We start from the raw sequence: 26,357 nt of genomic DNA on the forward strand, positions 1-26,357 counted from the left end.
GCAGTCCCAAAAGGCCGGCGCAGTCTTCCAAACCGACCGCTCTAACTGGTCTACGACGGCTGCGCCGCCGAGCGGGAGCAACCTTTCTCGCCATGGACCGCGTACATCTTGAGGCCAGTTATGTATGTACTGCCGCCTTCGCGAGCAGGCTCGCACACAGGGAGAGGGTCACCACCAGGACAACACACCACCCAAGACATCACGCAATCGAGCCGCGCCAATACGCCGCTGCCCCGGATCAAACGCCAGCGCCATACGCAGCGCCGGCCAGCTGTGTCTGGGCAGGTTGCGCGGCGCCTTGAGTGAGCGCTCCAACCGAGCATCGCGAGCCTGGGTGGCGGGTAAGCGTCGGAATGGGTGTTTGCCGCTCGCCAGTTCATACAGCACGCAAGCCACACCGTAGACATCGGCAGCGGCTGACAGAGGCGCACCTTCGAGCAGTTCAGGTGCCGCGTAACCGGGCGTCCAAGCGTTAAGGCGTTCACGATTCAGGTTTGGCAGATGCTGCGAAGGCCCCTCCTCGACCAGGCCCAAACCGAAGTCGAACAGGCGCAGGCCTTCTTCGCTCAACATGATGTTGCTAGGCTTCATGTCGCCATGCAGTACGCCGCGGCTGTGGGCGTAGGCCAGTGCATCAAGCAGCGGCACGGCGATAGCCTTCAGTTCAGGCCAAGGCACCCCCTGGGGCCGTTCACAAAGCAGTTTGTCCAAGGTCAGGCCACGCATCAGCTCCATGGTGATGAAGGCCCGTCGTTGGGCTGCATCCACTTCGAAGGTGTAGGGGCGCAGAATATTCGGGTGATGCAATCGCCGCGTCAGGGCGAACTCGCTGTAGAGCAACGCACTGGCATCAGGTGACTCGTCGAATGCTTCACTGAGCATCTTCAAGGCAAGGTACGGGTCAGGATCAGCGTATTGTTCGTGCAATAAATCCCGTACGCGGTAAACAACGCCCATGCCGCCAGCGCCAAGCAAGCGTTCCAGGCGATAGCGGCCTGCGAGTATGTCCGGTGTTTCGCTGATGCAACGCTGGCTGGATATCGCAGTAGGTGCAGCGTTGGCGAAGGCGAAATACGTGGGATAGGCACCCTCTTCACTCACGGGCGGATCACCACGGCCGTCAGGTTATCCGGCGCCGTGCCACGCAAAACGTCGTCAAAAAGATGCTCTAACACCCTACGAGGCGAAGCCAGGTCCAAGGCTCTGCCAAGGGCCTCTATGCCGAGGCCTTGGTACAGGCCATCACTGCACAGCAAAAACGTATCACCCGGCTGAACGTCCAGCTCCAGCACCTCCAGCGTCAACTCCGGCGCGGCACCGACCGCGCGGGTCAGTGCCTTGGCCGCAGGGTGGGCGCAGGCCTCATCGCGGCTGAAGTGTTGCCTGTCGATCAGTTGCTGTTGCAGCGAGTGATCCTTGGTCAGTTGGTACAAGCGTCGACCGCGCCACAGGTAACAACGGCTGTCACCAGCCCAAATGCAGACCCCGCGGTTTCCTTCCAGCAACAGCACCACCACGGTGCTGCCGATAATGCCGAGACGATCTTCGGTGACGGTAAGCTCCTGGCTCAGTCGTCGATTGATCCAGCGCAGGCATTGGCGCACCGCTTTCGAACGCTCCCCCAAGTCCCGGTACAGTGGCAGTTCCGTCAGGTTGGCAACGATCATCTGGCTGGCGATGTCACCGCCCGAGTGGCCACCCATGCCGTCAGCCACCCCCCATACTCCCTGTTGTGGGCAGTCGAGAAAAGCATCCTCATTACGTGCGCGGGCTTTGCCCGGGTCGGTGCGCGCCGCGCTGTACCAGGGACTAGCCACCATCAAAGCTGCACCGGCAGACGAAATGTGCGGAGCACGCTCATGTCGAAAGGGTTCGGTGTGCGCTGGCTCGTCAGCAAATAATTGGCGCGCAGGCCACCCAGATCCGCCTTCAAGACGCGTACATCGCGCCCGGTCAGGTATTCGCTCTGCATCAAATCGAACAAACGAAACAGCGACCATGGCCCGGTATTTTTCTCGATACCCACGCCTCGCCCAACCATTTTGTCCAGCACCAGCGCGGTTCGGCCATTCTGCGCGTCGCTTGGCCAGGTAAACGCCACCGGCAGGATCGGACCGTGGCGATATTCAAGCATCTGGTCGCCAAAGCGGAATTCAGCACGGCTTACTGCCGGGTCCAGGGTGTACGGCTCAAGCTGGAACTGCACTTGTGGCTCGGTCGGGTTTTCGGCGAAAAAGCTCCGGCGAATGGTATGCGCTGTTGCCATCTGATCGAGATAGACCCGGGAGATCGGCAAGCTCTGCCCGTCGATACTGCGCAGGCGGTAGTCTCCCGCCGGACCGCTGACGAAGGGCTGCATATAATTGTCGAAAAAGCGACCGACGATGCCTTGGTCCTTGAAGAATTCTCGGAAATCATTGAGCGCCACGTCGCTGGCACTGTGGGCGCTGAACGGGTATCGCTTGTCGATTGCCTTGCCGTAAAAGCTGTACAGCTCGCTCTGATAACGCTGGTTCAGGTATCGATAAGAATCGCTGAGCACCAAACGCCAGCTGTCCTCGGCCAGCACGTTGAACCACCCACTGATTGGCCGCGGCAGGCGAGCAGACGCACTGCGCAGGTGACTCAACGCATCTCGCCCGCCGCCCATGCGGTGCCTGGCCAATTCGAACGCCGCTTGTTCCGGTGCACTGGCTCGGGCCAGGTTCGCCAGTTGCAATTGCACCTCATCAAGGGCCCGCAGGACCTGGACCAGATCAGCCGTGGGCCCGCCCTTTCCATCCAGCAGGCGATGCAGCGGTTCGAAACGCCGTCGCAAGGATTTTTGCGCGGTGTCCGACAGATGTTCGGTCAGGGACGCAGAAGCTTTCCCTGCCACAGCGGTGAGCTTTGCAACGGCATGTTCGTCCTTCCCGACCGCATCCGTCAGGTCGTCGAGTTGCTCGACAACCGCCTGGAGTCGAGTGTTTTCGCGCACCTGCACCAGCATCCGCAAAATCGGTGAATGAGCCGAAGTCAGCCCCGCGAGTTGCTCGGCGCCCTCAGCCGCATTGCTGACGGTTTGCAGGGTGATCTGACCGACCGCTTCGCTCCAGTGGTCGGCATAGTCACGAAAATACCGCTGTTCCAGTTCGACCATCAGGCGACGCATGTCCATGCCGCTGAGGCCCTCGCCTTCACCCAATACCCAGTTGTCCTGCAACAATTCGCTGATCAGCGCCGTCCCCTGAACCGAAAAGTAACGTTCGTAACCCTGGCGGGTATAAAAACCAGGAATCACACGATCGGTACCGACCAACAGCCCTCCTTGTGAACCCAAGTGTTGGCCGAGTCGATATGGCGGTAGATTGCTGGCCTGTTCGTGCAGCATTTTGTACACGACGGCGGCCAAGGACTCACGACGAAGGGCCTCTCGGGCCTGGGCTACCAGCGGTTCATTGAGTGCATGAATGAAGGGTAGCTCCAACAGGCGCGCGAAGTGAGCATTCAGGCCCTCCTGTAGCGCCGTGTTGCCGGGGTAACGAAGTGACCCATCGTTGGCCAGCCAATCCTTGAGCCAGGCAACATCTCGACGCTCTTGCAGACCCAGCATCAAGTACGCGCGCAGGCTGTTGAGCAATTGCTCGCGGTCACTCCAGTTGTTGCGGACTTGCTCTTCCAGCCTCTGCGCAACCTTCGGCAACAGTTGCGCCTGCAATTCACGCTCATAGGCCTCGGTCACCGCAGGGTTGCTCGCATCGCCCTGGTACAGGCCGGCACGCTCGTACAATGGCACGGCCCTGTAGGGTGGGAAAACCCGGGTGGCGTCGAAACGAATATCCAGTGACTCGAGCATTGCGGCCCAGTCATCAGCGTTCACTTTGACCGATTGCTGCTGGTCCCAGTGTTGCGCCAGCATACGCAAGCTATCCAGACGCTCGTGGTTGGCCGAAAAACCGTTCGCCCACAACAGCCCGCACAGGCCAACGACTGTCAGCGCCCCGAGGTACAAGGCCCGCTGTCTCCAATGGATACGACGGCGTTCGCGCTGAACGAGGTCAGTCAGATCGGCTTCCGGAAAAATCACCCGGCTGATCAAATGATGAATGAACCGCGAGCGTCGACCAGACACGGTATTACTGGCGCGCAAAGCCACGTTGCCGGGTTCGGCAGTCAGCTCCATTGTTCGACCCGGCAGCAATGCACAGGTCAAATAGAAACCACGCAGCGTACCGACGTTGCCAGTAAACGCCTGCTCGACCAGCAAACAAAGCCCGGCGCCGAGTTGTCCCAGTTGGTGAGGAAAATCAAGCATGCAGCTACGGCGTAGCGGGTCGCGCTCCTGATGCATGCGCATGATCATCTGGCTGTTGAGTCTATGCAGCAGCGCCTCGAACTCGGCACGTAACACGGCTACGTCACTGCCCCGCTGGTCTCGACTGAAGCTCGCACCCAACACCTGGTCGTTTTCCTCACGCGTCAGCGAATCAAAAAATTCATTGAAGCCAGGCACGCTGTCCGCTTTGCTCAGGACCAGGTAAATCGGGACATCGATGTGCAGCCGCCTTTGCAGTTCCTGCAAGCGGCCACGAATCTGGCACGCCAGCGTGGTCATTTCATCTTCGCTGCCCAGCAACAGGATCTCGGTCGGAACCGTCACCAGTACCCCGTTCAACGGACGACTGCGGCGACGTTTGCGCAGCAGTTCGAGCAATACGGCCCAAGCGCTGCTATCGATATCACTGTCCGCCTGGGTCAGGTAGCGCCCGGCGGTGTCGATCAGCACGGCGTGCTCGGCAAAATACCAATCGCAATGACGGGTACCCGATATGTCGCCGACTGGCTTGCGCTCAAGCCTGTCGAGAGGGAACTCAAGGCCTGAACAATCCAACAGACGGGTTTTGCCGCTGGCGGGCGGGCCTATCAGCAGATACCACGGCAGATCGTTGCGCCAGCGGTCACTGCGGCCAGGATAGACGCTTGAGGACCTTAGCGAGGTTAAAGCCCGCTTGAAGCGCGAGCGTACTTCGCGCTGCTCATCAATCCTGGCCTGGTACAGGGCCCGCGCATGCCCGGAGGCGTCTTGCTGGGCATTGGCGCTTGAACCGGCGCGCCCATTGACGAAAACCATGACCAGGCCCCAGCCCAGCAGAAGCACGCTGATGGTCAGCAATCGCGCCGTCGGGCTTGCCCAAAACTTGTAGTCATTGACGGCCAGAAGTGGCCCGGCGAACCACACCAGCAGCGCAACACAAAGCACCAGCAGCAGCGTCCAAATCCACGTCTGGCGCACCCAGGCACCGGCTTTCCTGAAAAGCAATTTCATGACACGTCCCTGTTTACGGCAGCGGCCGAGCGGCGGCCGGCTCTGACAGTTGATAAGGTTGCAGTACGCTTTGGCGTTGCTCGTTCAATACCCAGGCGAAACTCGAGTACATCACTCCCAGGCAGACCAAGGTAAAAACCGCCACTGTCCAGGCAGGGACAATGCGCACCGGACTGCGTCGCGCGCCATCGAATCCTTCCCAGCGAGGTGACAGTTCGCGGGGAATGTCGCCGCGGGTCTGGCAAATCAGCCGGTACAGGGCGTCGCGCAGGCTTTCGAGTTCGAGCATCCCGCGGGCCTGAACCCGATACTTACCCTCGAAGCCCAGGGATAGGCACAGATACAACAGTTCAAGCGTCGGCAGGTGCTTGATAGGGTTTTTCGACAGGCGCTCAAGCAACTGGAAGACCTTCTCGCCGCCGAAGGTTTCGTTGTGGAAAGTGCTGAGCAGGCTTATCTGTGACCAGCCGCCTCCTTGACCCCACGACGTGGTGACGATCGCCTCATCGATCACTGAGCAGAGCACGTAACGCGCGGCGATCAACTGACTGTTTTCAACACCGCCCTGCAAGGCACAGGCTTCGAATTGCTCCAGACCTCGCTTCAGTTCCCCTTTAAGGGCTTGCAGGTCCTCGCGTGCGCGGCCGTGTTTGAGCTGCACCATTTGCGAAAGCAATCCGGACGCCGCCGCGACCAGCGGATTCAGGCTGACATTGAGTGACTGGGAACGTGGCAGGTGCGCGGCGTAGATCATCCGCTCTTGCAACTGTTCGAAACGCGGCGGCGAAGCAGCATCGGTCAAGGGCCCGGAAGCAGGACGTTGTCCATGATGGTCGAGCAGGACGGTCGTTTCGTCCTGAGGATTTTCCTTATCCATTTCGTTCAATTCCTGATGGCCCAAAAATTCAGCTCAAGCTCAGCGAAATCACCGCAAACATGGAACGCAAAGCCTGCGGATCGCTTCAGTTGCGCCAGGTCTTCGGTATTGGGTTCAAGGATGAAATAGGTTTTGTTGGCGTGAAATGCGATCTGCCGCGGAGCCACGGGCAGAGGCCTGATCTTGATACCGGGCAGATGCAGGTTGACCAACTGGCGGATACGCTCCACCGAGCCAACCTTGAGGTTCGACGGCAATCGATGGCGCAGTTCTTCGCTGTCACAGTTGGCACTTGCCGCCAGTACGAACGAAGCCGTATCCAGCAGGGAGAGATCCTGCACTGGCGAGACGATGATTCCATACTGGCGCGGCTGCAATTGCAGCTCGATCGCGTGCTGTTCGAGCACCATCGATAGAACCTGGCGGATCGCTTGCATCAGGCTTCGAAAACACGCGCCTTGGTTGCTGTGCTGGTAGCGGTGGGTCAGCGGTGGGCGTTTGCTGTCGCTGGAGAACGTCGCCAGGTCACCCAGCAGGGCCAGCAGCATTCGGTACAGCGTTTCAGGATGTACTTGCTCCAGGTCCAGATAATGACGCAGCAGCAATTCACTGCGATTGATCAGTTGCAGCATCATGAAATCGCCGACTTGCGCGCCACCTGCCTTGCCATTGAAACGGATCCGCTCGGCAAGGCTGTCGCCCCGATGAGCAAGCATGCCGATGATCTCCTTGAGGCACGACAGCAAGTAATGGGATGAGCGTGCCTGGATGAAGGTCGGTACAAAGTCCGGATCGAGCCTGATCACACCATCGGCCGTGGTATCCAGCACCTCACAGAGCTTGAGCTTCACAAACGCATGGTCGCTCTGTTGCTCGCCCAACAGCAGGCGCAGGTCCGGCCTTCCGCAACTGATCTGGCTCCCGCCGCAATCCCCGGCGTTGGAGTCGGTCACTTGTGTCTCGTAGATGGTGTAGCGTGCCAACACGTCAGACTGCTCTGGACGACGGGACTCGATGTGATTGCCGGTCACCAATGGCAGCGCGAGGTAGATCGGTGTATTGCTGGTATTGGACGGAACTTCCAGGGCCAGCGGCTCGGCGTTGCCACCTAGTTCGAACAGACTGCCGTCCGGTAGCACCCCGCTGGCCTGGCTGACTACCAGCTGACCCATATTGAGAAACTGCACATCGATTTCCAGTGCCAGGAATCCCCAGGCGTAACTGCCGAGCAACCGGGTACGGACCTTCAATTGGTGGTCGATGTAGCGATCGTTGTGCTGTAGATGCTGCGGGCGCAACAACATGCCTTCTTGCCAGATGACTTTATCGTGATTCATCGGTCATCTGCCCCGGCCTGTCTTTCAAGCGTGTTGGCAAGCCCATCCTGGTCAAGGGTCAGGTTCGCTTCGGTCAACTGCGTCGCAGCCACTGGCAGTGTGTAGCGCCAGCGAACCTGTGGCAGGTCACGGTACGCCGCGAGTATGCCGACGTAACGACTATCCCCAGAGAGACCGAGCCTGAGCTCGACGGTTTCACCTGGACGCAGTTCCAGCTCTTCGCTGGAAACCAGGTCAGGGGCCAGTGTTTCCCTCGCACGTTCATAGAGGCTGAAGAAATCTGAGTTTTCAAAAGCCACCGGATGCCTGAGTTCGAACAGCCGCACCACCACCGGCGATGGTCGCCCATTGATATCGGGGTTGAGTCGCTCACTGGCCGTCAGGGCGAGGTTGAGCTTGGTCATCGTCGAAAAGGGCGACAGCGTGGTGCAGCCGGCCAACAACAAGGTCATGGCCAGCGCCGTCAAAGGCTTGGATAAGTGCATCGTGCAGTGGGACATGAACGTCATCCGTGGTGATCGATTTGCAGGCCGGCAATCAGACGAACCTGTTCTTCATAGGTCTGGGTCAGGCGCAGTTCGCTTTTCAGCTCCGAGCGAGTACGCAGGCTCTGTTGCAAACCCTGGATGCTTTGCTTGAGCAACAGCGCGGCGTTGATCGCCAGACCTTCGCGGGCCTCGCTGTCCAGGCCTTCGAGATCCATGCCCAAGGCGGTACCGAAGCGCTGCCAAAAAACGTCGTGCGAGTGATCAATAGCGTTGGCGGGCGGGACGGGCGCAGGCCTTGGCTCAACTGGCTCTTCGACCAGCTCCGGCAACAGCAGGCTTTCCCTGTCGATACGCGCATAATCCGCACGTCCAAGGGTGTCCGGTGGTACCGCCGCAGGATTTATCAGCTCGTCGATGTCCAGCGAGAGCCGCTCCTGTTGATCCAGCGCTTTGAGCGGGTCGAGTTCCAGGAAGGCATCGTCGGGAATAAGACTGTCGACCGGCATTGAGCGGCTGACTTCGGCAAAGCTGTTCGACGGCCCGGCGACCAGCCGCGCCAGGATCTCGAAATCACCCATGATGTAGGCGTCTCCGTCCTGTATCCGGACCGGTTCGCCCTTAGGCAGGCGCGCGCCGCTTTCGCGATGGATCGTACCGTTACCACTGGTGTCGGTCAGGAAAAACGCGCCCTCGCGGAAGCTGACCTGCGCGTGACACTTGGACAGCAGGCGGTCGCGGTCGGGGATCATCCAATGGCAACCCTCGCCCCGTCCTATTACTCCGCCGCCCGGCCCGAAGGTCTTGTGACACAGCTGTACAGGGACGAACTGGTTGGCGTTCAGCATTTCAAAAACAAGATCCATCTCTTAACGGCTCCTTGGGTCACTTGCCGCGATTGATCGCCTGTGGATCACCCAGAGGGCGATAATCACTGTCGTTGAATTTGTAGTTGCCACTACAACCGCCGAGGGTGAATGACATCAGGAGCGTCAGCAGAACGGTTCGCCAGGTAAAGAAAGGCATGGAAACTTCTCCAGTAATGAAGGGCCGGCTGGGATGGGTATGAGGGGCAAGGATCAATCATTGAAATCACTGCGCTGAACGTTCAGGCGCGCGAGACGATAGATCAGCGTGCGCAGCGGCAGGCCGAGTTCGCGGGCGGCACGTGTCTTGTTGCCTGCACTCTCGCGCAGGCAATCGATCAACAGGCCACGTTCTATCTGTTCCATCCGCTCACGCAGGTTCACGCGGCCGCGCTCGGATGGGGTCTGGATGTGCAGCGCAAAATGCTCGACGAGCAATTCGCCGCTCTCGCACAAAAGCACGGCCCTTTCCACGATGCTCTTGAGTTCACGGACATTTCCCGGGAAGTCGTAGGCAGCCAGGTGATCGAGTGCCGCGTCTGACCAGCGCACCGGATCGCGCCTCAGGAGTGTGCAAGCCTTGTCGGCAAAATGCCGCGCCAGCTCGATGATGTCGCCGTCGCGCTGACGTAACGCTGGCAACTGAATTGGAAACTGCGCAAGGCGGTAATACAGGTCTTCGCGGAACTTGCCCTCCTCCATCAACTGCTTCAGGTCGCGATGAGTGGCGGCAATGATGCGCACGTCGACATGGTGAGTGTCGTTGGAACCCAACGGCCGGATTTCCCCTTCCTGCAACACTCGCAACAACTTCGCTTGCAGGGACAACGGCATATCGCCGATTTCATCGAGCAACAGCGTGCCGCCGTTGGCCGCGTCGAACAGCCCGGCACGGTCTCGGTCGGCACCGGTGAACGCGCCCTTGCGATAGCCGAAAAGCTCACTCTCCAGTAAGTTCTCGGGAACCGCCGCACAGTTCTGCACGATAAACGCCTTGGATCGACGCGGACCGTAATCATGGAGGACCCGGGCCACGACTTCCTTGCCGGTACCGGTCTCACCCCGCAGCAGGACGGTATAGGGGCTATGCAGTACTTTACTGAGCAACGAGCAGGTCTTGCGCATGGCGACGCTCTTGCCGATCAGGCCGTAACTGATACCGCTCGGCAAGCTTGTGGCATCGGACACCGACTCGTCGACAGGACCGCGCAGGCGCTGCAACAGATGCATCTGACCAAGTGTAAAGGTCCCAAGACGTCCCAGGGATTCAGCGACCCCATGCAAGTCGAGGTGCTGATTGCTGGCGCACAACAACAAGCCACCAACCTCATCCTGCGGGTCGACCAGGGGCACACAAAGCAGCGACTGCCATGGTGTGGCCCGCGCGGGCAGAAAACGGGTTTCGTGCACACTGTCACTTAGCGCGCCGAGGCATACCACACGGTTCTGGCGTAGGGAAAATTGCAACAATTGCTCAGCGTGATAATCGGAGGACAGGCTTTGCGGGTCACGAAATTGCACCAGGCCTTCCAGATACTCGGTGTTCATTTCCAGGCGGGCGCGAGTGGCATCGAGCAGGTACAACTGCACCAGTTCACAGCCACTGAGCCGCGCAACCCCCTGAATGAAATTCCCCACCAGCTCAGCACCGTCCACCAAGCGTGAAAGGTTGGAAAACTGCGCCAAAAGTGCCTCGGCATAGTCCAGCGGTTGCGAGAGTTTCTTGAACATCGCACCCACCTCAGGAGAACTCACACGCAATGCTGGCATCGTCGTTGAGCACGGCGTGTACATGCCGCAGCTGTTCGTCGCCGGCCATGGCCGCGAGCAACCGGTCGGCAACCAGCGGCATCAGGTGCAGGTCAAGCAGTTGGTCAATCAGTCGTGCGCCGCGATCATTGCGACTGCAACGCGCGACCAGATGGTTCACAAGTTGGCCGCAGTAACTGAAGCCCAAGTGACGACGGCGCAGCCGCTCGCCCATGCGGTCGAGTTTGATCGTCACCAGCTCACGCAACACCGGCCCGCTGACCGGGTAGTACGGCACCACGCACATGCGGGCTAACAGAGCGGGTTTGAAATGTTTACTGAGGATCGGGCGAATGGACTCTTCGAGGCTTTCGGCGCTCGGGTGTGCGCCGTTTTCGCACAGTTCGTCGATGCGCTCACTGCCCAGGTTCGACGTCATCAGAATCAAGGTATTGCGAAAATCAATCTCCCGCCCTTCCCCATCGTTGGCCAAGCCTTTGTCGAATATCTGGTAGAACAGGTTCAACACATCCGGGTCGGCTTTTTCGATTTCATCGAGCAGCACCACGCAATAAGGCTTTTTCCGCACGGCTTCGGTGAGCATGCCACCTTCGCCAAAACCAACGTAGCCCGGCGGTGCGCCGATCAACCGCGAAACGGTATGTTTCTCCTGGAATTCAGTCATGTTGAGCGTGGTGATGAAACGATCACCGCCATAGAGCAAGTCGGCCAGGGCATGCGCCGTCTCAGTCTTGCCGACGCCACTGGGCCCCACCAGCAGAAACACGCCCACTGGGGCGTCGGGTTTGTTCAGGCCTGCGGCGGCGGCACGCATCGCGCGATCAAGCGCCTGTACAGCTGGCTCCTGACCACGAATACGCGCACGCAGGTCCGCCGCGAAACTGGCGACTTTCAAATTGTGCTCTCGGGCCAGTTGCGCCAGCGGTACACCGGTCCAGGCACTGATGACCTCGGCGACCAGTCGCGGGCAAACTTCGAAGCTGACCAAGCGCTCCTGAGCCTGCGCAGCCACCAACGTGCCGTGTGTTTCATGCAGCGCCGCTTCCAGGGCTTCGACACCGTGGGTTTGATCCTGCTCGGATTCCCGTGCCCTGGCCAATTGTTGACGAAGCGACAACAGGCGTTGCGCAAGAATACGTTGCTCGGTCCATTGGGTTTCCAGCGCTCGGCACTCGTCTTCGATGGCCTCCAGGCGGGCCTCCAGCGCTTCCAGCGCCTGAAGATCGATCGATAAACCGGCCTGCCCATCACGGCGCAGCGCCTGGCGCTGACGCTCGCCTTCGGCCAGCTCGCTGCGTATTCGCTCCAGGCTTTGCGGCGCAGCGGCCAGGCTGATGCGTACGCGAGCGCAGGCGGTGTCCAGTACATCCACAGCCTTGTCTGGCAACTGACGACCAGCCAGGTAGCGGGCCGACAATTGCGCCGCCGCGACCACCGCGTCATCACGCAGGTAAATGCCGTGACTGTTCTCGTAGACGCGGGCCAGGCCACGCAGGATGGTCACCGCCTCGCTGACAGTGGGCTCGTGCAATTGCACCGGTTGGAAACGACGGGCCAGGGCTGGGTCTTTCTCAAAGTATTTTTTGTACTCGGTCCAGGTAGTGGCCGCGATCGTGCGCAGCTCGCCCCGGGCCAAGGCTGGCTTGAGCAGGTTGGCCGCATCGGCGGCCCCCGCGCTGCTGCCCGCACCAACCAAGGTGTGGGCCTCATCGATGAACAGAATGATGGATTTCGGCGAAGTCTTGACCTCGTCGATCACCCCCTTGAGACGACGCTCGAATTCACCCTTGATGCCGGCGCCGGCCTGCAGCAGCCCCATATCCAGCGAAAGCAGCTCGACATCTTCGAGCACTGACGGTACTTCCCCTGCGGCGATGCGCAACGCCAGCCCCTCGACGATGGCGGTCTTGCCCACTCCAGCCTCACCGACCACGATTGGGTTGTTCTTGCGGCGACGAACGAGGATATCGATCATCTGCCGGATTTCACCGTCGCGACAAAGCACCGGGTCGAGATGGCCTTCGCGGGCCTGCCGAGTCAGGTCATGGGTAAAGCGCGCCAGCAGGGAGTCGCCCGGTTTGGCGGTCTGATCGGCGACCGGTTGAGCCTGTTGCGACAAGGCGAAATCTTTCAACCGATCGATATTCAGCCGGGTGAGCAGCGCATGATAAGCACTCCCTGCGTAACGAAGCGGGTTGCGCAGCAACGCCAGGATCAACGCGGCTTGTCCGACCTGGCTAAGGCCCAGCTCGAGATTGGCCACCAGCAGGGCATCCTGTAACCATTGCACCAGCGCTGGGGCGAATACCGGGTTGCGCGAAGCACTGTGCCCCATCCGTGGTTGCAGGGCGGCGCTCAGTTCACCCGCGCTGACCTGGGCATCTTGCAAGGCTCGCGCGAGCAGGCCTTGCGGACGCTCCAGCAAGCCCAGCATCAAGTCTTCCACCAGGACCTTGTCTGCGCCACGCGCGATGCATTGCTCGGCCGAGCGCTCCAGATCGCTCCTGGTTTCGGCGTCCAATGCCTGAATCAGTTGCTGAAGGTCTACGTTGATCATGTCATCCATTCCTAGTGAATTTTGCTGCCGAGGATCACTACGCCATCGGCGCGCTCGTGCCCCAGCCAACTGGTCCATCCCAGGCGACAGGTATTCTGTTCACCCATGCACAGCTCACGAATTTCCTGCTGGCGCAGGACCAGGCGAATGTCATATTCGAGGGGATCACGCAGGGTGAATCGCACCAGCGAGCACAACGGCTGGTAACCGGTGCCGATGGGCAGGAATTCGTGAAAACGCTGCCAATCCAGTTCGCTGATATGGATCCGGAACTTGCCGCTGCGGTCGCGCACCCGTTCGCCGAGCACCAGGTCTTGGCTCAGCAGGCTGTTGGCGCTCCCCAGGCGATTGCGCTGTTCGCCAAGGATGTCCACGCGCCGCTCGATGCACTGTTCAAGGTTCAGTTCGGCATGCTTGAAGTAATAACGCAGCACGGCCTCTATCAGAGCCGCCGAATGAGCACGAAGACTCAGCAGGCCCAGGTACGGCAGCAGACGCTTCCAGTTCAGTTGGCTGGCCTTGCGAATGTCTTCGCCGCCCAGGCCGATCAGCGCAAACAGCTGCTCGGAAAACGGGTCTTGAGCACCGCTCTGAAAGCTTGCGCAATAACGATACTTGCGCCAGATCGGTAGCATCAGCCGTTGAAGGCGGTGATGGAAAACGTCGAGAAAGTCGCGCGTCGGATTGCCATCCCCCTCCCCCAAGGCCTGTTCACCATAGAACGCCGGTAGCGGCGACCCTGCCCCTACCAGGCTGACCAGATTCATGCTCAGGCGCGCCCGCACCTGGCCGTGCTCTTCGAAAAACTCCACACGATCAATGTCGCTGGCGGGGAACCCCAGGCTTGGGTTGGCTCGGAATTCCAGCCGGTCATACAGCGCGTCATCATCGAGCGCTGGATGAACCTCGCGCAGCCGATCAACGACCAACAACACGGCCTGAAATAGCGAGTACTCGCGTATCCCTCGTGTCAGCACGCTTATAGAAGCGGCTGCTGGCCCATGCGGGGTGTCCATTGGTAGACCTCTCCTTGTGTGCTGTTCACCCGTAGTTCGTGGTACGAATTGAGGCTGGCATAAAGCGCGAAAAACTCGTTGAGGACCGACGCGAAGACGAACAGGTCGCCCTCGCCGATGTAACCCTGCGGGTCGATGGTCAGCTCGGTGCGCAAGCCACGAACCGGCAAGCCCCGGTGCAGACGGTCGACATGCTGGTGCCTGATCGACTTGAGCCCGTCCAGCAAACGCTTGCTGACCTTCTCTGTCTGTTCGTCGTAGTAACGCGGAAAATCATAGGTTTCGAGAATCACCTTGAGCGCATTGACGTCCGCCAGCGACAGGTAGTTGAGTGACATGTTGCTGATCAGCTTCCAGAGGAAATCGCGATTGAGCGGAGGGGCGAAGCTCGAAGTGACCGGACCTATGTTGCGGAAACTCAGTGATTCAGGGCTTTTCTCACCGGGCTGGTCGATGTCACCCGGCTTTAGCTGGCGCGGCAGGTTCTGGTTGGTGCACATCAACTCGATAGACAGGGTTTCATGGAGGTGAGTGTGGCGGACACCGAAGCCCAGGCAGGTGTCCAGGCCACCGTGCAGCAATGAAGGACGCTGACGAACGCTGTAGTAGGGTCTGCTGTGGGGCACATCGAAGCTTGAATCATGCTCGAAGGATTCGAACGGCACATAGGCCTGATAACCCAGGCCGCCGGGGTTCCAGCCAGTGACGCTTTCGACCGAAAACACGCCGCAGTGCTCCTGGTCATAATCGGCCGGCAGCAGCAGATATTCGTCCTGTTTGCTGTCCAGGCGGATCGGCTGCGCGTCATGTTTGAACAGATTGACGATCGGCGTGCAGTACAGCTTTATGTTATCCAGTGTCGGACGCATCCGCTGGATACCACTTTTGCCAATATCGAAGCGCAGTTCCAGGCCCCGCATCTGTTCGACACTGCTGTGCGGTGCAATGTTGATCACGTCCAGGCCATGGATATCGACGAACAGGAACTTGTCCTGGAAAGCGAAATATTCCTGCAGGTAGCGATAGCCGCGAAAGGTATTCAGCGGATACGGGATCAGCGCTTCCTCTTCGGCAAAGCCTACTGGCTGGACACGAGCGGCTGGGATCCTGAACGTCATTGGGCTGCCGTCTGCCGCCTGCAAAGCTGCGCCAGCGCCGTCCAGCGGAATCAGCTCGATACCCTCGAGGTTGCGCAACAGACTGATGTAGAGCATCTGGCTGATGTAACGCTCGCCGGTCAGGTGCAGACGCAAATGGCTCAGTTGCAGTTCGCCCAAATGACCGTCGCAACACATCTCCAGACGCAGGCTCAACAGCGACCCATCCCCTTTCACTGAATAACTCAACCTGGTCAGATCAAGCGCCAGCACCTCGGTCGGGTAACACGTCAGGAAACGGCAACGCACCTGCTGGACAGGTTTACTTTCGACCGGCGTATCGCGTTCCACCCGCAACGCGGGGCCGGATCGCCGCTGCGGATCGAACTGCAAGATGCTGAAGGCTGGCAATGGCCGCATGTAGTTCGGCCACAATAGCTGCATCAGCGAATGGCTCAGCTCCGGCAATTGGTCATCGAGCTTCTGGCGCAGTCGCCCGGTCAGAAAGGCAAACCCCTCCAGTAGCCGCTCCACATCCGGGTCCCGTCCGGCCTGCCCCAGAAAGGGGGCCAGCGCTGGGTTACGTTCGGCGAAACACCGACCCAGCTGGCGGAGCGCCGTCAGCTCACTCTGGTAGTAATGATTGAACGACATGTATGGCTATCCTTGTCTGACCTTGACTTGGCCGCTGCCGTCCAGGCATGCGGAAAAACTGACCTGCCGCCTGACCCCCTCCACGTCCAGCAAAGCGTCGATGCTGAAGGACAGGCGAAGTTGATCGGCGTTACTGGGCATTGAAACGACACAGACATTCCTGAGGCGTGGCTCGTAGGTCTTGATGAAGATCTCGATCGCCTTGCGGGCCTGGCTCCTCGCGTCGTGCAGGCTCAAGCGCATGTCATTGAGGTCCGGCAGCCCATAATCGGAGAGTGTCTGCACGCTACCCGCCCGGGTGCTGAGCATCTTGGCCAGATGCGCAGCCACCGATGTCACGACACAAACCTCGCGGTTCAAACCCGCGCGCTTTTCAGAATCACCTGCCAGGCGCTCGAAAAGGCTGCCATACGTCATGAGCGCGCCTACACCTTGTCCAGCTTGCCAACCAACGACAGCGTGAAATCGGCGCCCATGTACTTGAAGTGAGGCCGTACGTTCAGGCCAACGCGATACCAGCCAGGCTCACCTTCCACGTCACTGACAATGATCTTCGCTGCACGCAGCGGACGGCGGCCACGGACTTCGGCGCTAGGGTTCTCCTGGTCGGCCACGTACTGGCGGATCCAGTTGTTGAGCTCGCGCTCCAGGTCCGTGCGCTCCTTCCATGACCCCAATTGCTCGCGCTGCAGGACCTTCAAGTAGTGAGCCAGCCGATTGACGATCATCATGTATGGCAACTGAGTGCCAAGCTTGTAGTTCAGCTCTGCATGCTTGTCCTCGGCGCCGATACCAAAGAACTTCGGCTTCTGCACGGAACTGGCGGAGAAGAACGCAGCGTTGTCACTGCCTTTGCGCATGGTCAGGGAGATGAAGCCCTCCTCGGCCAATTCGTATTCGCGCCGGTCGGACACCAGCACTTCGGTCGGGATCTTGGTTTCGATTTCGCCCATGCTTTCGAAGTGATGCAATGGCAGGTCTTCAACCGCGCCACCGCTTTGAGGACCGACGATGTTCGGGCACCAGCGGAACTTGGCAAAGCTGTCGGTCAGCCTTGTACCGAATGCATAGGCGGTGTTGCCCCACAGATAGTGCTCGTGACTGTTGGCAACGGTTTCCTTGTAGACGAACGCCTTGACCGGGTTCTCTTGCGGATCGTAGGGGTTGCGCAACAGGAAGCGCGGGACGGTCAGAGCAAAATAGCGAGCATCTTCCGATTGACGGAAGCTCTGCCACTTGGCGAATTGCGGACCTTCGAAGTGGTCTTTCAAGTCCTTGAGGTCCGGCAGACCAGTGAAGCTCTCCAGGCCAAAGAACTTCGGACCGGCCGCTGCGATGAACGGCGCATGGGACATGCAGGCGACACTGGACACGTACTGCATCAATTTCACGTCCGGCGAGCTTGGGGACATGAAGTAGTTAGCGATGACCGCTCCTACCGGCTGCCCACCGAACTGACCGTATTCAGCGGTGTAGATATGCTTGTACAGGCCTGACTGCATGACTTCTGGCGAATCCTCGAAGTCGTCCAACAAGTCGTCCTTGGAAACGTTGAGCATTTCTATCTTGATGTTTTCGCGGAAGTCGGTGCGGTCCACCAGCAGTTGCAAACCGCGCCATGCCGACTCCAATGCCTGGAATTGCGGGTGGTGGAGGATTTCGTCCATCTGGCGACTGAGCTTGGCATCGATCTCGGCGATCATGCGGTCTACCATGGCCTTCTTGACCGGCTCACCGCTGTTTTGCGGCTTGAGCAGCTCTTCGATGAACGCAGACACGCCGCGCTTGGCAATGTCGTAGGCGTCATCGTCCGGAGTCAGGTGAGTCTGGGCGATGATGCTTTCAAGAATGGTGGCGTTGTTCTGGCCCTGCTTCTGTACTGCATGGGTACTCATGTTTCGGCTTCCTTGGCTGAAAGAATCAAGCGCTCTTCGCTGTGGTGTTCAGACCCAGCTCATCCAGTACGCGGCGGCGGGAATCGTCATTGGCGAGTACGCCCTCGATGGCCTTGCGAAACGCCGGTGCGTTACCCAATGGCCCTTTGAGCGCAACCAGGGCGCCACGCAGTTCCATCAGTTTGCTGAGCTCCGGCACTTGCTCGACCAGGCTCGCCGGGTTGAAATCCTTCATCGAGTTCACACGCAGTTGTACGGCCAACTCTTGAGTTTCGCTCCCGTCCTGAAGACGATTCGGTACGCTCAGGGTCAGGTTCAGCTCCTGTTTGGCCAACACTTCGTCGAAGCTCATCTTGTCGATGCCAATCGGCTTGCGGTCCTCGATCTTGCGTTCGTCCCTGCGGTGGGTGTAATCACCGATCGCCAAGAGTTTCAATGGCAGTTCAATTCCTTCCTGGGCACCGCCAGTGGCAGGCTTGAAGGTGACGTTGATGCGTTCCTTAGGGGCGATCGAGCCTTCTTTGGCCATGACTTTCTCCTTACAATTTGCGACCCGAAGGCCTATTCAATGACCCGTTCGAGGTCGAGGTGACACAACCTGCGATAGGTTTCTTCCTTGCACTCGCGTATGGAGTGGTTCTGGGGTAATAACTCGCAGCAGCTGTGCAACAAATGCAGCACCTGCAACTCCAGGGCGGGCTCCCAGGTATTCAGGCCTGCGTGTTGCAGTGTCTGGTCGAGGGCCTCCAGCTGGACTTTGGCGAGTTCGTATTTCCTGGCCGAGAAGCACAAGCGAGCCATCGCGAACCGCCAGAGGAAACACTCGCGTGCCCCAAGGGCGTTTTGCATGCCTTGCCTGAGCAATTGGACGGCGGGCTTGAGGCCATCCTTGGGCAGGATCGACTGGGCTTCTTCCAGCGTCAGCTCCCAAGGCGCATCGTTGTGAATGACATCGACTTCGTGTGTCGCGCCGGGGCTTTGCAGGTGAGGCATGACCTGGGCAGCGATCCAGGCCCGGGTGGCCGGATCGGCGAACGGCACACCGTCATGCCAGCGCAATTCGATAACGCCCGGCAGGCGCTGGATGAATAGTGCGAGATGGACCTCCACTTCACGCATGGCCAACTCGGCATTCAGCCCTTGCAGGCACTCCCAGGCAAGCCTCTGGCCATCGAGCCAGTACGGTGCCTTCGCCAGGCTGGCCTCGATCTCCACAAGCAGGTTCGCGTAATCGCCCCGTTGCAGGCTGTCCTGATAAGCCTTGAGTTTGTCCGCCGGCAGCCCACGCAGCGGCGTGATCTGCTCGGCGTTGCGCTCGGGCATGACGTCAATGGTCAGCCAGGTCAAAGTACGATTCAGACGCAGGGCGCGAACGTCGGTCGCTTTTTGCTTGAGCCACCAGATGCATAACGAAGCCGCGCTTTCCTGCTGGGCGCGTAAGGCCTTGTGGGCTTCTTTTTCGTTTTCGATCGGAGCGCCGGGCGTGAGCAGTTGGGTGGCAACTTGCTTCACCTGAGCCACTACCGTCCCGAGGGCACCCGCCTGCGGCAGGTTGTCAGTGGCACGCTGGATCATTGTGTTGAGGCGCCGACACAACGGCAGTAGCAGAGGAGCGTCATCCCCTAAGTGGGCAGTGCAAGCGGCGTCGAGCCCCTCAAGCTGTTGTGTCAGATGACGGAACAGCGGCAACTGCTCCTTGATCGCCACGTCATCGCCCAACACCTGCTCCAAGCGTGGCACCAACCAATTGATACTGGCGGCACGGGTTCGATTTTTGGCCGGATGAATCTCAGGCCAATGGTCTTTACACAAGTGCTGCAAAAGACAGAGGCCGGCAAGCAGCCCTTGGAAAGACTCACGCTGATACAGCGCCCAAACCAACCAGGCCGCCACCCGCAAATCCTTCGACTCGGTACGCAACAGCGCTTCACATCCTTCACGGATCTTCAACCAGTCGACCTGGCCGCTCTCGTGCATCGACTGGGCTTTGCCCAGCTCGCTTTCCAACGCCTCGTATTCATTCGAAAAACGCACATCCGCACCCGCAAAGTCCTCTTGGGAAATGGGAGTTTTGGCAAGAGCCAGATAATGAGCGGACAGTTTTCCGGAATACGACATTCACGACCCTGTTAAGAACAGTTCAGTTTGTGACACGGGTAGTTTTGGCGACATGATTAATCAAGGTAAATGTTCGGCTTCGCTTGTAGGAAGTTTCGCAAAAGTGCAATCAAGGCATACCCACAAAACTCACATCGCCTTCAATCAACCGAACGCTGCGAAGCATGCCAAGGTTTTAAACATAAAAAAGTAGGAACTTTCCTTTTTTTCAAAAAATTACCCCTTCGAAAATCCCCAATGCGAAAGTTTTTTCTGTCAAGGCTGAATACACAATCGAACCTCCTAAAAACCACTTCAAATCATTTCGCTCTCAACTCTTACTTGCTGCGAAGAGAACTCCTACATCCTTTTCTTTTTTTACGGGCCTCTGCGCACGCACCCAGCAGGACTGCTTCAATGTAATCAGGAGTCAAAGCCAACGCCCAAGGACCCTCGTATGTTCCACACCCCTGATTTACACGACTTCCATCTCACCATTCCTGACCTCGAATATGACCTTCAAGTGTTGGCCTTCGAAGGCTGCGAAGCCATCAGCACACCTTATTCGTTCGATATCGAGCTCGTCAGTGAACAACGCGATATGGACTTGGAGAACTTGTTAAACCAGCAGGTATTTCTTGCATTCAATAAACAGGGGCACGGTGTTCACGGGCTGATTTATCGTGTTGAACAAGGTGACAGCGGTAAACGCTTGACGCATTACAAAATAAGAGTGGCTCCACGACTGGCTTACTTGGAGCACCGCACTAACCAGCGCATTTTTCAACAGGTCAGCGTGCCGCAGATCATCACATTGATCCTCAAGGAACACGGCATCCTCACCGATGCTCATCGCTTCCAGTTGAGTGCAAGTTATCCGCCTCGTGACTACTGCGTGCAGTATCGCGAATCTGACTTGCACTTCATCGAGCGCCTGTGTCACGAAGAAGGCTTGCATTATCACTTCCAGCACAGTGACTCCGGTCACTACCTGGTATTTGGTGATGACCAGACCGTCTTTCCCCGACTTGAAGGCCGCACTGTTTACAAACACGGCAGCGGCATGGCTAGCGAGGAACCGGTCATCCATCGATTTGGCCTGCGACTGGAGACCCGGACCAGTCGCGTCACGCGCCGTGATTACGATTTCAAGAAATCGACATTCCTACTGGAGACTAGCTGTCAGCCTGGTATCAAAAAAAATAGGCCAGACTTGGAGGCCTATGATTATCCCGGTGACTTTACCCAGGAAAAACGCGGCAAGTCGCTGAGCCGCCGCGCCTTGGAACGCCATCGCGCCGACTACTGCCAAGCCGAAGGAAAGAGTAATCAGCCAGCACTGATGACGGGGCACTTCCTGAGCTTGAGTGAGCACCCACGCCAGGAATGGAATGATCTATGGCTCCTGACCGAAGTGCATCACGAAGGCAAACAGCCGCAGGTGCTTGAGGAAATAACGCCCAGCGACACTGGCAGGACTGCGGATCATTTCTATCAGGGCTATCGCAATCACTTCGTTTCCACGCCTTGGGATGCGGTCTTTCGTTCGCAGCGGGTTTACCAAAAACCACGTGTATGGGGCAGCCAGACGGCAATCGTCACGGGGCCCAAGGATGAAGAGATCCACTGCGACCCGTATGGCCGGGTCAAGGTCAGGTTTTTCTGGGATCGTGCGGGGCACTTCGACGATGGCAGCAGTTGTTGGTTACGAGTCGCCTCCAATTGGGCGGGCAACAGCTACGGGGGCGTCACGATCCCACGGGTGGGCATGGAGGTGTTGGTGACCTTCATGGAAGGCGATCCCGATAAGCCCTTGATCAGCGGATGCCTGACCAACAGCGCCAACGCTCCGCCCTACCCGTTGCCTGCGCACAAGACCCGCACCGTGTTTCGTTCTTGCAGCTCGCCGGGCAACAAAGGCTTCAACGAGCTGCACCTGGAAGACCGCGCCGGTCAGGAACTGATCTATCTGCGTGCCCAGCGTGACATGGAACAGAAGATCGAAAACGACAGCCGACTGGAGATTGGTAACGAGCGGCGGGAGACCATCAAGGGCAATAGCTTCACCGTCCTGCACGCCGAGGAACATCGGACCACCGCCGCCGACCGCACGGTCCAAGTCGAAGGCAATGACTACCTGCGCGTCACCAACCGCCACACCCGCGTCGATCAGACATTGGTGGTCGAGACCGGACAGCAAATACAGATCAAGGCAGGCGCTCATGTGGTCCTTGAAGCAGGTGCAACCCTCAGTTTGAAAGCCGGAGGCCAGCACATCGTGATCGACCACAGCGGTGTCTACAGCAGCAGTGAAATCCAGCTCGGCGGCGCCCCCATGGTCGGCGCCACCGCCTCATCATTTGCGCCTGGCTTGACGGATCCCTTGGCGGCGCCAGCCCCAGTGTTCGCCCCCACTCAACGCTCGCTGATAACGGCCAGCCAAGCAGCGGGATTGGATTTTTGTCCGATCTGCGAGGCCTGCCGCGGAGGGCTCTGCCCAACGGAAGTGGCCGCCGCATGACTCGCTCATTCCCCCATCAATGGTTGATCGAACAGCAACGCCTCGGCCACGCCTTGTGTGTCGTCCTGGACTCAGAAAATGAACACCACACGCGCCAGGCAATGCTCAAGAACAGTCGCCCCGACCAGTACCTGAGCGTGTACGGCCAAACGCTGGTCGCTGATCTCGCTGACGCCGGGCCCTTTGTCTTCACCTTCGATCGGCCCGGCGACGAGCACATCAATGAATTGCTCAACCGGCCGGACAGCCACTGGGGATGGCTCGCCAGCCTTCCAAAAGGGGGCCTGCCAACGCTGGTGGAGCACTGGCGTGAACGGCTGGTCATCGGAGAGCGCCCCCATCAGGCGTTGTACCGCTTCCATGACAACCGTGTCTTGGCCCGGGCGCTCAAGCACCTGCCCGTTGAAGCCTATCCGGCCTACCTTGGGCCAGCGATCAGTGTCTGCTATTGGCAGGGCACTCGCTGGTCAAGCACCTATAACCCGGCCCCTGGGACATACCCGGTGCCCGATTTGCCTCTTTGGCTGCAGGTGCCTGTTACCCCGCAACAAGCGATGCAGACTCGCCTCCTCAATGCCCGCCGCTTCCTGCTGGCCGAGCATATCCTGGCCTTCGCCACACTGGCCGAGCAACAGGACCCGGAGGTGTGGTTGCGTGCCACGCTCGATCAGGCCGAGGCCTGGCACTGGCAAGCACCTGAGCAGTTGGAGTTCTTGCTGACTCAGCGCCTGCAAGCACCCACCGATACTCCGGTGTCGTACTGGCAAGTACGCCCAGCTGAAAGTCCCGATGAGCATTTTGAACGGGTGCGCCTGATGGCGGCGTTCTGGCAGGGAGATGCGCCGCTATGAAACAGGTTTTGCGCATTGCAAGTTTGAGCGGTCTGGCGATGGTGGCAGGTTGTGCCGGGAAACAACCGAACACGTTTATTTTTACGGCAGATTTGCCGCCTGACTTTGCCTACGAAGCGGCGGTGTACTACGTACCTGCGCCAGGCGAAACCTGCACCGTCGAGACCCGGTATAACAAAGCGCCTGTGTTCAATAGGGAGTGGCGTAAGGCATACAAACCCGATTCCGAAATCGTTATTCGCCGAACCCGTATGGGTTGCCCGCTGGTGATCAGCCGCATTGAGCTCGAAATCAATTCCGCCTATGGCAAGGACTGGAGCGATATCAGTCACGATTCAGCCAACGTGGTGATTCGCGATGAGCTGGAAGCGCAATACAAAGGCATGTTCAGCGAAGCGGGTGAAAGCACTTTTTACGGCCAATGCCAGTGGCTGTTCCGTACTTCAGGCAAGCCCCGCATTCTCAGAAAAATCCTCGACTGCAAAAAAACCAACCCACAGGGCGAGCTTGGGCGTGGGCGTCCTTTCTCGGCGTACACCCTGGATCAACTGCCGGGTAAGACCGTGAGGATGAAAATCAAATTGGCGGACGAGGAAAGACCCGCCATTGGAGACACTTGGGTGAAAGTGCCTAACGGTTGGAAACGCTGCCTGGGCAAGCACTTTGAGGACCAGTACGCATTTTGTTATGGCAATTACCAGGACTTCAGCGGTTTTCAAATGCCCGACGGACAGAGATGCACTATTTACCCCGGTTGTACGGAATAAGGAGATCCGCGTATGACGTCATTGCAAAAAGAACTGGAGTCACGGCTGAGCCATCGCAATCTGACCTGCCCTGTGGGGGGTAAGTGGAGCAGTTTTCAGCTCGTCGATGAGTTTGGCTCTGGTGAGCCTTATGCAGGGCTGGCTTATGTCGCTACCGATTCAGAAGGACAAAAATACCCTGGCAACCTGGATGTCATGGGTGTCGGCAAGGTTAGCAACCACTATGCAGGACCAATTGCCCTGCTTTTTGATCAGACGTATCAGGGGTTTGAAGAGGTCTACTCATTTCTACAAACAAGACCGCACTACCCTCTCAAGATCACCGAACTACAAGTCCGCGCCGAGCAAACCCGTTACCTGAACCCAAACGCCACGCGCACCCGGGAAAATCCCGCACAAGCCTGTGCAGACGACTTCTTCCAAGTGGAAGTACGGCACCTGGTCAAGTACGTCGCGCATTTGCCTCCCGAGGTGTACCGCCATTATCCACTCCCTGCAGGGCCGGCACGTCTGATGGGCGAGCATGGCAAGCTCGGCGTGACCTTGATGCCGCAAAAACACACGGTGCTTGAAGTTCGACCGTTGCGCGCCTTGCGGCCCATGCTGTCCACCGCTCCCGAATTCTGTGCGCTCAACTTGTACCAATTGGCGCTCATGTCGACCTTGACCTATTGCCCCTTCGGCCAGACGCCTGACAAAGCTCCGATAAAAACACCGGTGAGCTTCACCGAGCAACCAAGCGCGGGCAACTGGTTCGCCGACGCCTTGGCGAAGTTCGAGGAACTCGGGAAGTTCTATCCGGAACAAACAAAACCCTACTATCCACTGTACGAGGAGGTGCCCTATTCCAAACGCCTGGAGATCGTGCCGTTCGACCCGGCCCTCTACGCGGTCAACGATCCGCAATTGGGTGTACATCAGGAGCATCCCGCCAAAGTCCATTTTCTCGACGACACCGACAAAGAAGAAAGCACTGATACCCAGGCCTACATCACCCACAACGACGAACTGATCCTGATTGCAGTACGTGGCACCCAGCAACCCGCAGACTTCCTGCGCGACGCCGATGCGCTCCAAGTACCGTTTGAAGAAGGGGTCGGCCAGGTGCATCGAGGGTTCTATGGCGCCGCCAAAACAACTGCGGCCTTCGTGACGAGTTATCTGGACAGGTTCTACGCAGGGCAAAAACTGCTGATCTGCGGCCACAGCCTGGGAGGCGCGGTGGCGTTACTACTTTCAGAGATGCTGCGGCGCAGACCGGAAGGCTACACCCTCCAGCTCTACACCTATGGCGCCCCCCGAGCCGCCGACGCCACCTTCACAAAAAACGCCGAAGCCCTGGTGCATTACCGAATGGTCAACCACAACGACCCGATACCCAGCGTGCCCGGCAGTTGGATGAATACCAAGGGCAGTGTTTATGGCACAGGGTTGGCCCTTACGTTCGCCAACGTACCAGTCGGCCTTTCCGTGTTCGTGGCGGGCATCACTAACTTGACGGGCGAGCCCTACGAACACCACGGCATCTTGCGGCACTTCCTGCCGGTGGAGTTCGATCGCAAGGAACGCTCTTCGATCCTGTGGATGCCCCATTGCGACACCATCACCCAACACGCCGCCTGCGAAGTCGCCCTAAAGCATAAACATGGCCTACCGAACCGTCCGGCATTACTGGCGCAACTCATCCAGACCGGCGATCACTTCATGCTCCCCAGCTACATTCCCGCTTGCTGGGCGACCTTGCGCCGCTGGCAGCAAGCGCACAGCAACGCAAGCACACTGGTGACAAAACGCGAATACGAGTGGATCGATCATGCTCTGACGCGGATTACCCAACAATTGCGCGATGAAGAGCGCTACCTGGCAGGACGGGGGGCGCCCAACGGTCGTAGTGACAGATCGATCAACATTGCGCTCATCCGTGAGGTCGACAAGCTGCACAGCACCCGGGCGCGCCTGGCGACGCTGCACACCGCGTCGGTCAGTGAAAAAGACGTTTACGGGAGCTTGTCGGAACGCCCCGAACAACTGGCACACAACCTGGCTCGCTGGCAGGCCCACCCGGAAAACCGAGTGGCCGAACCACTGGCTATGGCACCGCCCTTGGATGACGACAGTGAATTGATCTGCGGCGCTCACGGGTACGCTGTTGGTAAACCCTACGTGCTGGATCTCGATTCCATCGTCTGATCGGCAGGGCCAAGCGGTTTACGACGGCTGCGCCGCCGCTATCGCGAGCAGGTTCGCTCCCACCTGGGTGAG

Annotated in this window: 19 protein-coding genes and 1 pseudogene; 4 read left to right on the forward strand and 16 right to left on the reverse strand. The window is 58.8% G+C overall.

What is annotated here, in order from left to right; translation table 11 throughout:
• Nucleotides 1–168: 168 nt before the first annotated feature.
• The 16 genes and pseudogenes from PBDP_RS29420 to tssA form a co-directional block, all read right to left on the reverse strand.
• A complete protein-coding gene (locus PBDP_RS29420; protein WP_109752762.1) occupies nt 169–1,101 on the reverse strand; it encodes a serine/threonine-protein kinase in 933 nt (310 codons plus the stop codon).
• Nucleotides 1,098–1,823, reverse strand: a complete 726-nt coding sequence (locus tag PBDP_RS29425) for a PP2C family protein-serine/threonine phosphatase (RefSeq protein WP_249411828.1) — start codon at nt 1,821–1,823, stop codon at nt 1,098–1,100. The genes PBDP_RS29420 and PBDP_RS29425 overlap by 4 nt, the downstream gene beginning before the upstream one ends.
• Nucleotides 1,820–5,305 carry a type VI secretion system membrane subunit TssM gene (gene tssM, locus PBDP_RS29430; RefSeq protein WP_212801635.1) on the reverse strand — a complete coding sequence of 1,162 codons (3,486 nt, stop codon included), beginning with the start codon at nt 5,303–5,305 and terminating at the stop codon, nt 1,820–1,822. The genes PBDP_RS29425 and tssM overlap by 4 nt, the downstream gene beginning before the upstream one ends.
• 13 nt (nt 5,306–5,318) lie before the next feature.
• Nucleotides 5,319–6,182, reverse strand: coding sequence for a type IVB secretion system protein IcmH/DotU (gene icmH / locus PBDP_RS29435; RefSeq protein WP_109752765.1), 864 nt, complete (start codon nt 6,180–6,182; stop codon nt 5,319–5,321).
• Between the two features lie 5 nt (nt 6,183–6,187).
• Nucleotides 6,188–7,519, reverse strand: coding sequence for a type VI secretion system baseplate subunit TssK (gene tssK, locus PBDP_RS29440; protein ID WP_109752766.1), 1,332 nt, complete (start codon nt 7,517–7,519; stop codon nt 6,188–6,190).
• Nucleotides 7,516–8,019, reverse strand: a complete 504-nt coding sequence (tssJ, locus tag PBDP_RS29445; RefSeq protein WP_109752960.1) for a type VI secretion system lipoprotein TssJ — start codon at nt 8,017–8,019, stop codon at nt 7,516–7,518. Before tssJ ends, tssK begins: the two co-directional genes overlap by 4 nt.
• A 59-nt stretch (nt 8,020–8,078) precedes the next feature.
• A pseudogene (gene tagH, locus PBDP_RS29450) lies at nt 8,079–8,870 on the reverse strand (type VI secretion system-associated FHA domain protein TagH); the annotation flags it as partial.
• 19 nt (nt 8,871–8,889) lie between these two features.
• Entirely contained in the window at nt 8,890–9,030 is a 141-nt protein-coding gene (locus PBDP_RS29455) for a type VI secretion protein (RefSeq protein ID WP_109752768.1), read from the reverse strand.
• 53 nt (nt 9,031–9,083) lie between these two features.
• Nucleotides 9,084–10,601 carry a sigma-54 interaction domain-containing protein gene (locus tag PBDP_RS29460; RefSeq protein ID WP_109752769.1) on the reverse strand — a complete coding sequence of 506 codons (1,518 nt, stop codon included), beginning with the start codon at nt 10,599–10,601 and terminating at the stop codon, nt 9,084–9,086.
• A gap of 10 nt (nt 10,602–10,611) precedes the next feature.
• Entirely contained in the window at nt 10,612–13,197 is a 2,586-nt protein-coding gene (gene tssH / locus PBDP_RS29465; protein ID WP_109752961.1) for a type VI secretion system ATPase TssH, read from the reverse strand.
• Nucleotides 13,198–13,208: 11 nt separating this feature from the next.
• Entirely contained in the window at nt 13,209–14,213 is a 1,005-nt protein-coding gene (gene tssG / locus PBDP_RS29470; RefSeq protein ID WP_212801636.1) for a type VI secretion system baseplate subunit TssG, read from the reverse strand.
• Nucleotides 14,177–15,964, reverse strand: coding sequence for a type VI secretion system baseplate subunit TssF (gene tssF, locus PBDP_RS29475; protein WP_116833770.1), 1,788 nt, complete (start codon nt 15,962–15,964; stop codon nt 14,177–14,179). Before tssF ends, tssG begins: the two co-directional genes overlap by 37 nt.
• Nucleotides 15,965–15,970: 6 nt before the next feature.
• Nucleotides 15,971–16,381, reverse strand: coding sequence for a type VI secretion system baseplate subunit TssE (gene tssE / locus PBDP_RS29480; RefSeq protein ID WP_109752772.1), 411 nt, complete (start codon nt 16,379–16,381; stop codon nt 15,971–15,973).
• 8 nt (nt 16,382–16,389) lie between these two features.
• The gene (gene tssC / locus PBDP_RS29485) at nt 16,390–17,859 is read right to left on the reverse strand and encodes a type VI secretion system contractile sheath large subunit (protein ID WP_109752773.1); all 1,470 of its coding nucleotides are present in this window, start codon (nt 17,857–17,859) and stop codon (nt 16,390–16,392) included.
• Between the two features lie 25 nt (nt 17,860–17,884).
• Entirely contained in the window at nt 17,885–18,388 is a 504-nt protein-coding gene (tssB, locus tag PBDP_RS29490) for a type VI secretion system contractile sheath small subunit (RefSeq protein ID WP_109752774.1), read from the reverse strand.
• 32 nt (nt 18,389–18,420) lie between these two features.
• Nucleotides 18,421–19,977, reverse strand: coding sequence for a type VI secretion system protein TssA (gene tssA, locus PBDP_RS29495; protein ID WP_109752775.1), 1,557 nt, complete (start codon nt 19,975–19,977; stop codon nt 18,421–18,423).
• Between the two features lie 436 nt (nt 19,978–20,413).
• Here tssA and PBDP_RS29500 point away from each other — a divergent pair, with 436 nt between their 5' ends.
• The 4 genes from PBDP_RS29500 to PBDP_RS29515 are packed head-to-tail and all read left to right on the forward strand — an operon-like array spanning nt 20,414 to nt 26,285.
• Nucleotides 20,414–22,477, forward strand: a complete 2,064-nt coding sequence (locus PBDP_RS29500) for a type VI secretion system Vgr family protein (RefSeq protein ID WP_163856086.1) — start codon at nt 20,414–20,416, stop codon at nt 22,475–22,477.
• A complete protein-coding gene (locus tag PBDP_RS29505; protein ID WP_109752776.1) occupies nt 22,474–23,328 on the forward strand; it encodes a DUF4123 domain-containing protein in 855 nt (284 codons plus the stop codon). The genes PBDP_RS29500 and PBDP_RS29505 overlap by 4 nt, the downstream gene beginning before the upstream one ends.
• On the forward strand, nt 23,325–24,095 hold the full coding sequence (locus PBDP_RS29510; protein ID WP_212801637.1) for a hypothetical protein: 771 nt from the start codon (nt 23,325–23,327) through the stop codon (nt 24,093–24,095). The genes PBDP_RS29505 and PBDP_RS29510 overlap by 4 nt, the downstream gene beginning before the upstream one ends.
• A 12-nt stretch (nt 24,096–24,107) precedes the next feature.
• Nucleotides 24,108–26,285 carry a lipase family protein gene (locus tag PBDP_RS29515; protein ID WP_212801638.1) on the forward strand — a complete coding sequence of 726 codons (2,178 nt, stop codon included), beginning with the start codon at nt 24,108–24,110 and terminating at the stop codon, nt 26,283–26,285.
• Nucleotides 26,286–26,357 lie beyond the last annotated feature (72 nt).

The sequence above is a fragment of the Pseudomonas sp. St290 genome (assembly GCF_018325805.1).
In the GTDB taxonomy this organism is placed as follows: Bacteria; Pseudomonadota; Gammaproteobacteria; order Pseudomonadales; family Pseudomonadaceae; genus Aquipseudomonas; species Aquipseudomonas bijieensis.

Coding starts and splice junctions, on each gene's coding strand:
- tssM (WP_212801635.1), bottom strand. CDS start 5,305: ATGAAATTGCTTTTCAGGAAAGCCGGTGCCTGGGTGCGCCAGACGTGG.
- icmH (WP_109752765.1), bottom strand. CDS start 6,182: ATGGATAAGGAAAATCCTCAGGACGAAACGACCGTCCTGCTCGACCAT.
- tssK (WP_109752766.1), bottom strand. CDS start 7,519: ATGAATCACGATAAAGTCATCTGGCAAGAAGGCATGTTGTTGCGCCCG.
- tssJ (WP_109752960.1), bottom strand. CDS start 8,019: ATGTCCCACTGCACGATGCACTTATCCAAGCCTTTGACGGCGCTGGCC.
- PBDP_RS29455 (WP_109752768.1), bottom strand. CDS start 9,030: ATGCCTTTCTTTACCTGGCGAACCGTTCTGCTGACGCTCCTGATGTCA.
- PBDP_RS29460 (WP_109752769.1), bottom strand. CDS start 10,601: ATGTTCAAGAAACTCTCGCAACCGCTGGACTATGCCGAGGCACTTTTG.
- tssH (WP_109752961.1), bottom strand. CDS start 13,197: ATGATCAACGTAGACCTTCAGCAACTGATTCAGGCATTGGACGCCGAA.
- tssG (WP_212801636.1), bottom strand. CDS start 14,213: ATGGACACCCCGCATGGGCCAGCAGCCGCTTCTATAAGCGTGCTGACA.
- tssF (WP_116833770.1), bottom strand. CDS start 15,964: ATGTCGTTCAATCATTACTACCAGAGTGAGCTGACGGCGCTCCGCCAG.
- tssE (WP_109752772.1), bottom strand. CDS start 16,381: ATGACGTATGGCAGCCTTTTCGAGCGCCTGGCAGGTGATTCTGAAAAG.
- tssC (WP_109752773.1), bottom strand. CDS start 17,859: ATGAGTACCCATGCAGTACAGAAGCAGGGCCAGAACAACGCCACCATT.
- tssB (WP_109752774.1), bottom strand. CDS start 18,388: ATGGCCAAAGAAGGCTCGATCGCCCCTAAGGAACGCATCAACGTCACC.
- tssA (WP_109752775.1), bottom strand. CDS start 19,977: ATGTCGTATTCCGGAAAACTGTCCGCTCATTATCTGGCTCTTGCCAAA.
- PBDP_RS29500 (WP_163856086.1), top strand. CDS start 20,414: ATGTTCCACACCCCTGATTTACACGACTTCCATCTCACCATTCCTGAC.
- PBDP_RS29505 (WP_109752776.1), top strand. CDS start 22,474: ATGACTCGCTCATTCCCCCATCAATGGTTGATCGAACAGCAACGCCTC.
- PBDP_RS29510 (WP_212801637.1), top strand. CDS start 23,325: ATGAAACAGGTTTTGCGCATTGCAAGTTTGAGCGGTCTGGCGATGGTG.
- PBDP_RS29515 (WP_212801638.1), top strand. CDS start 24,108: ATGACGTCATTGCAAAAAGAACTGGAGTCACGGCTGAGCCATCGCAAT.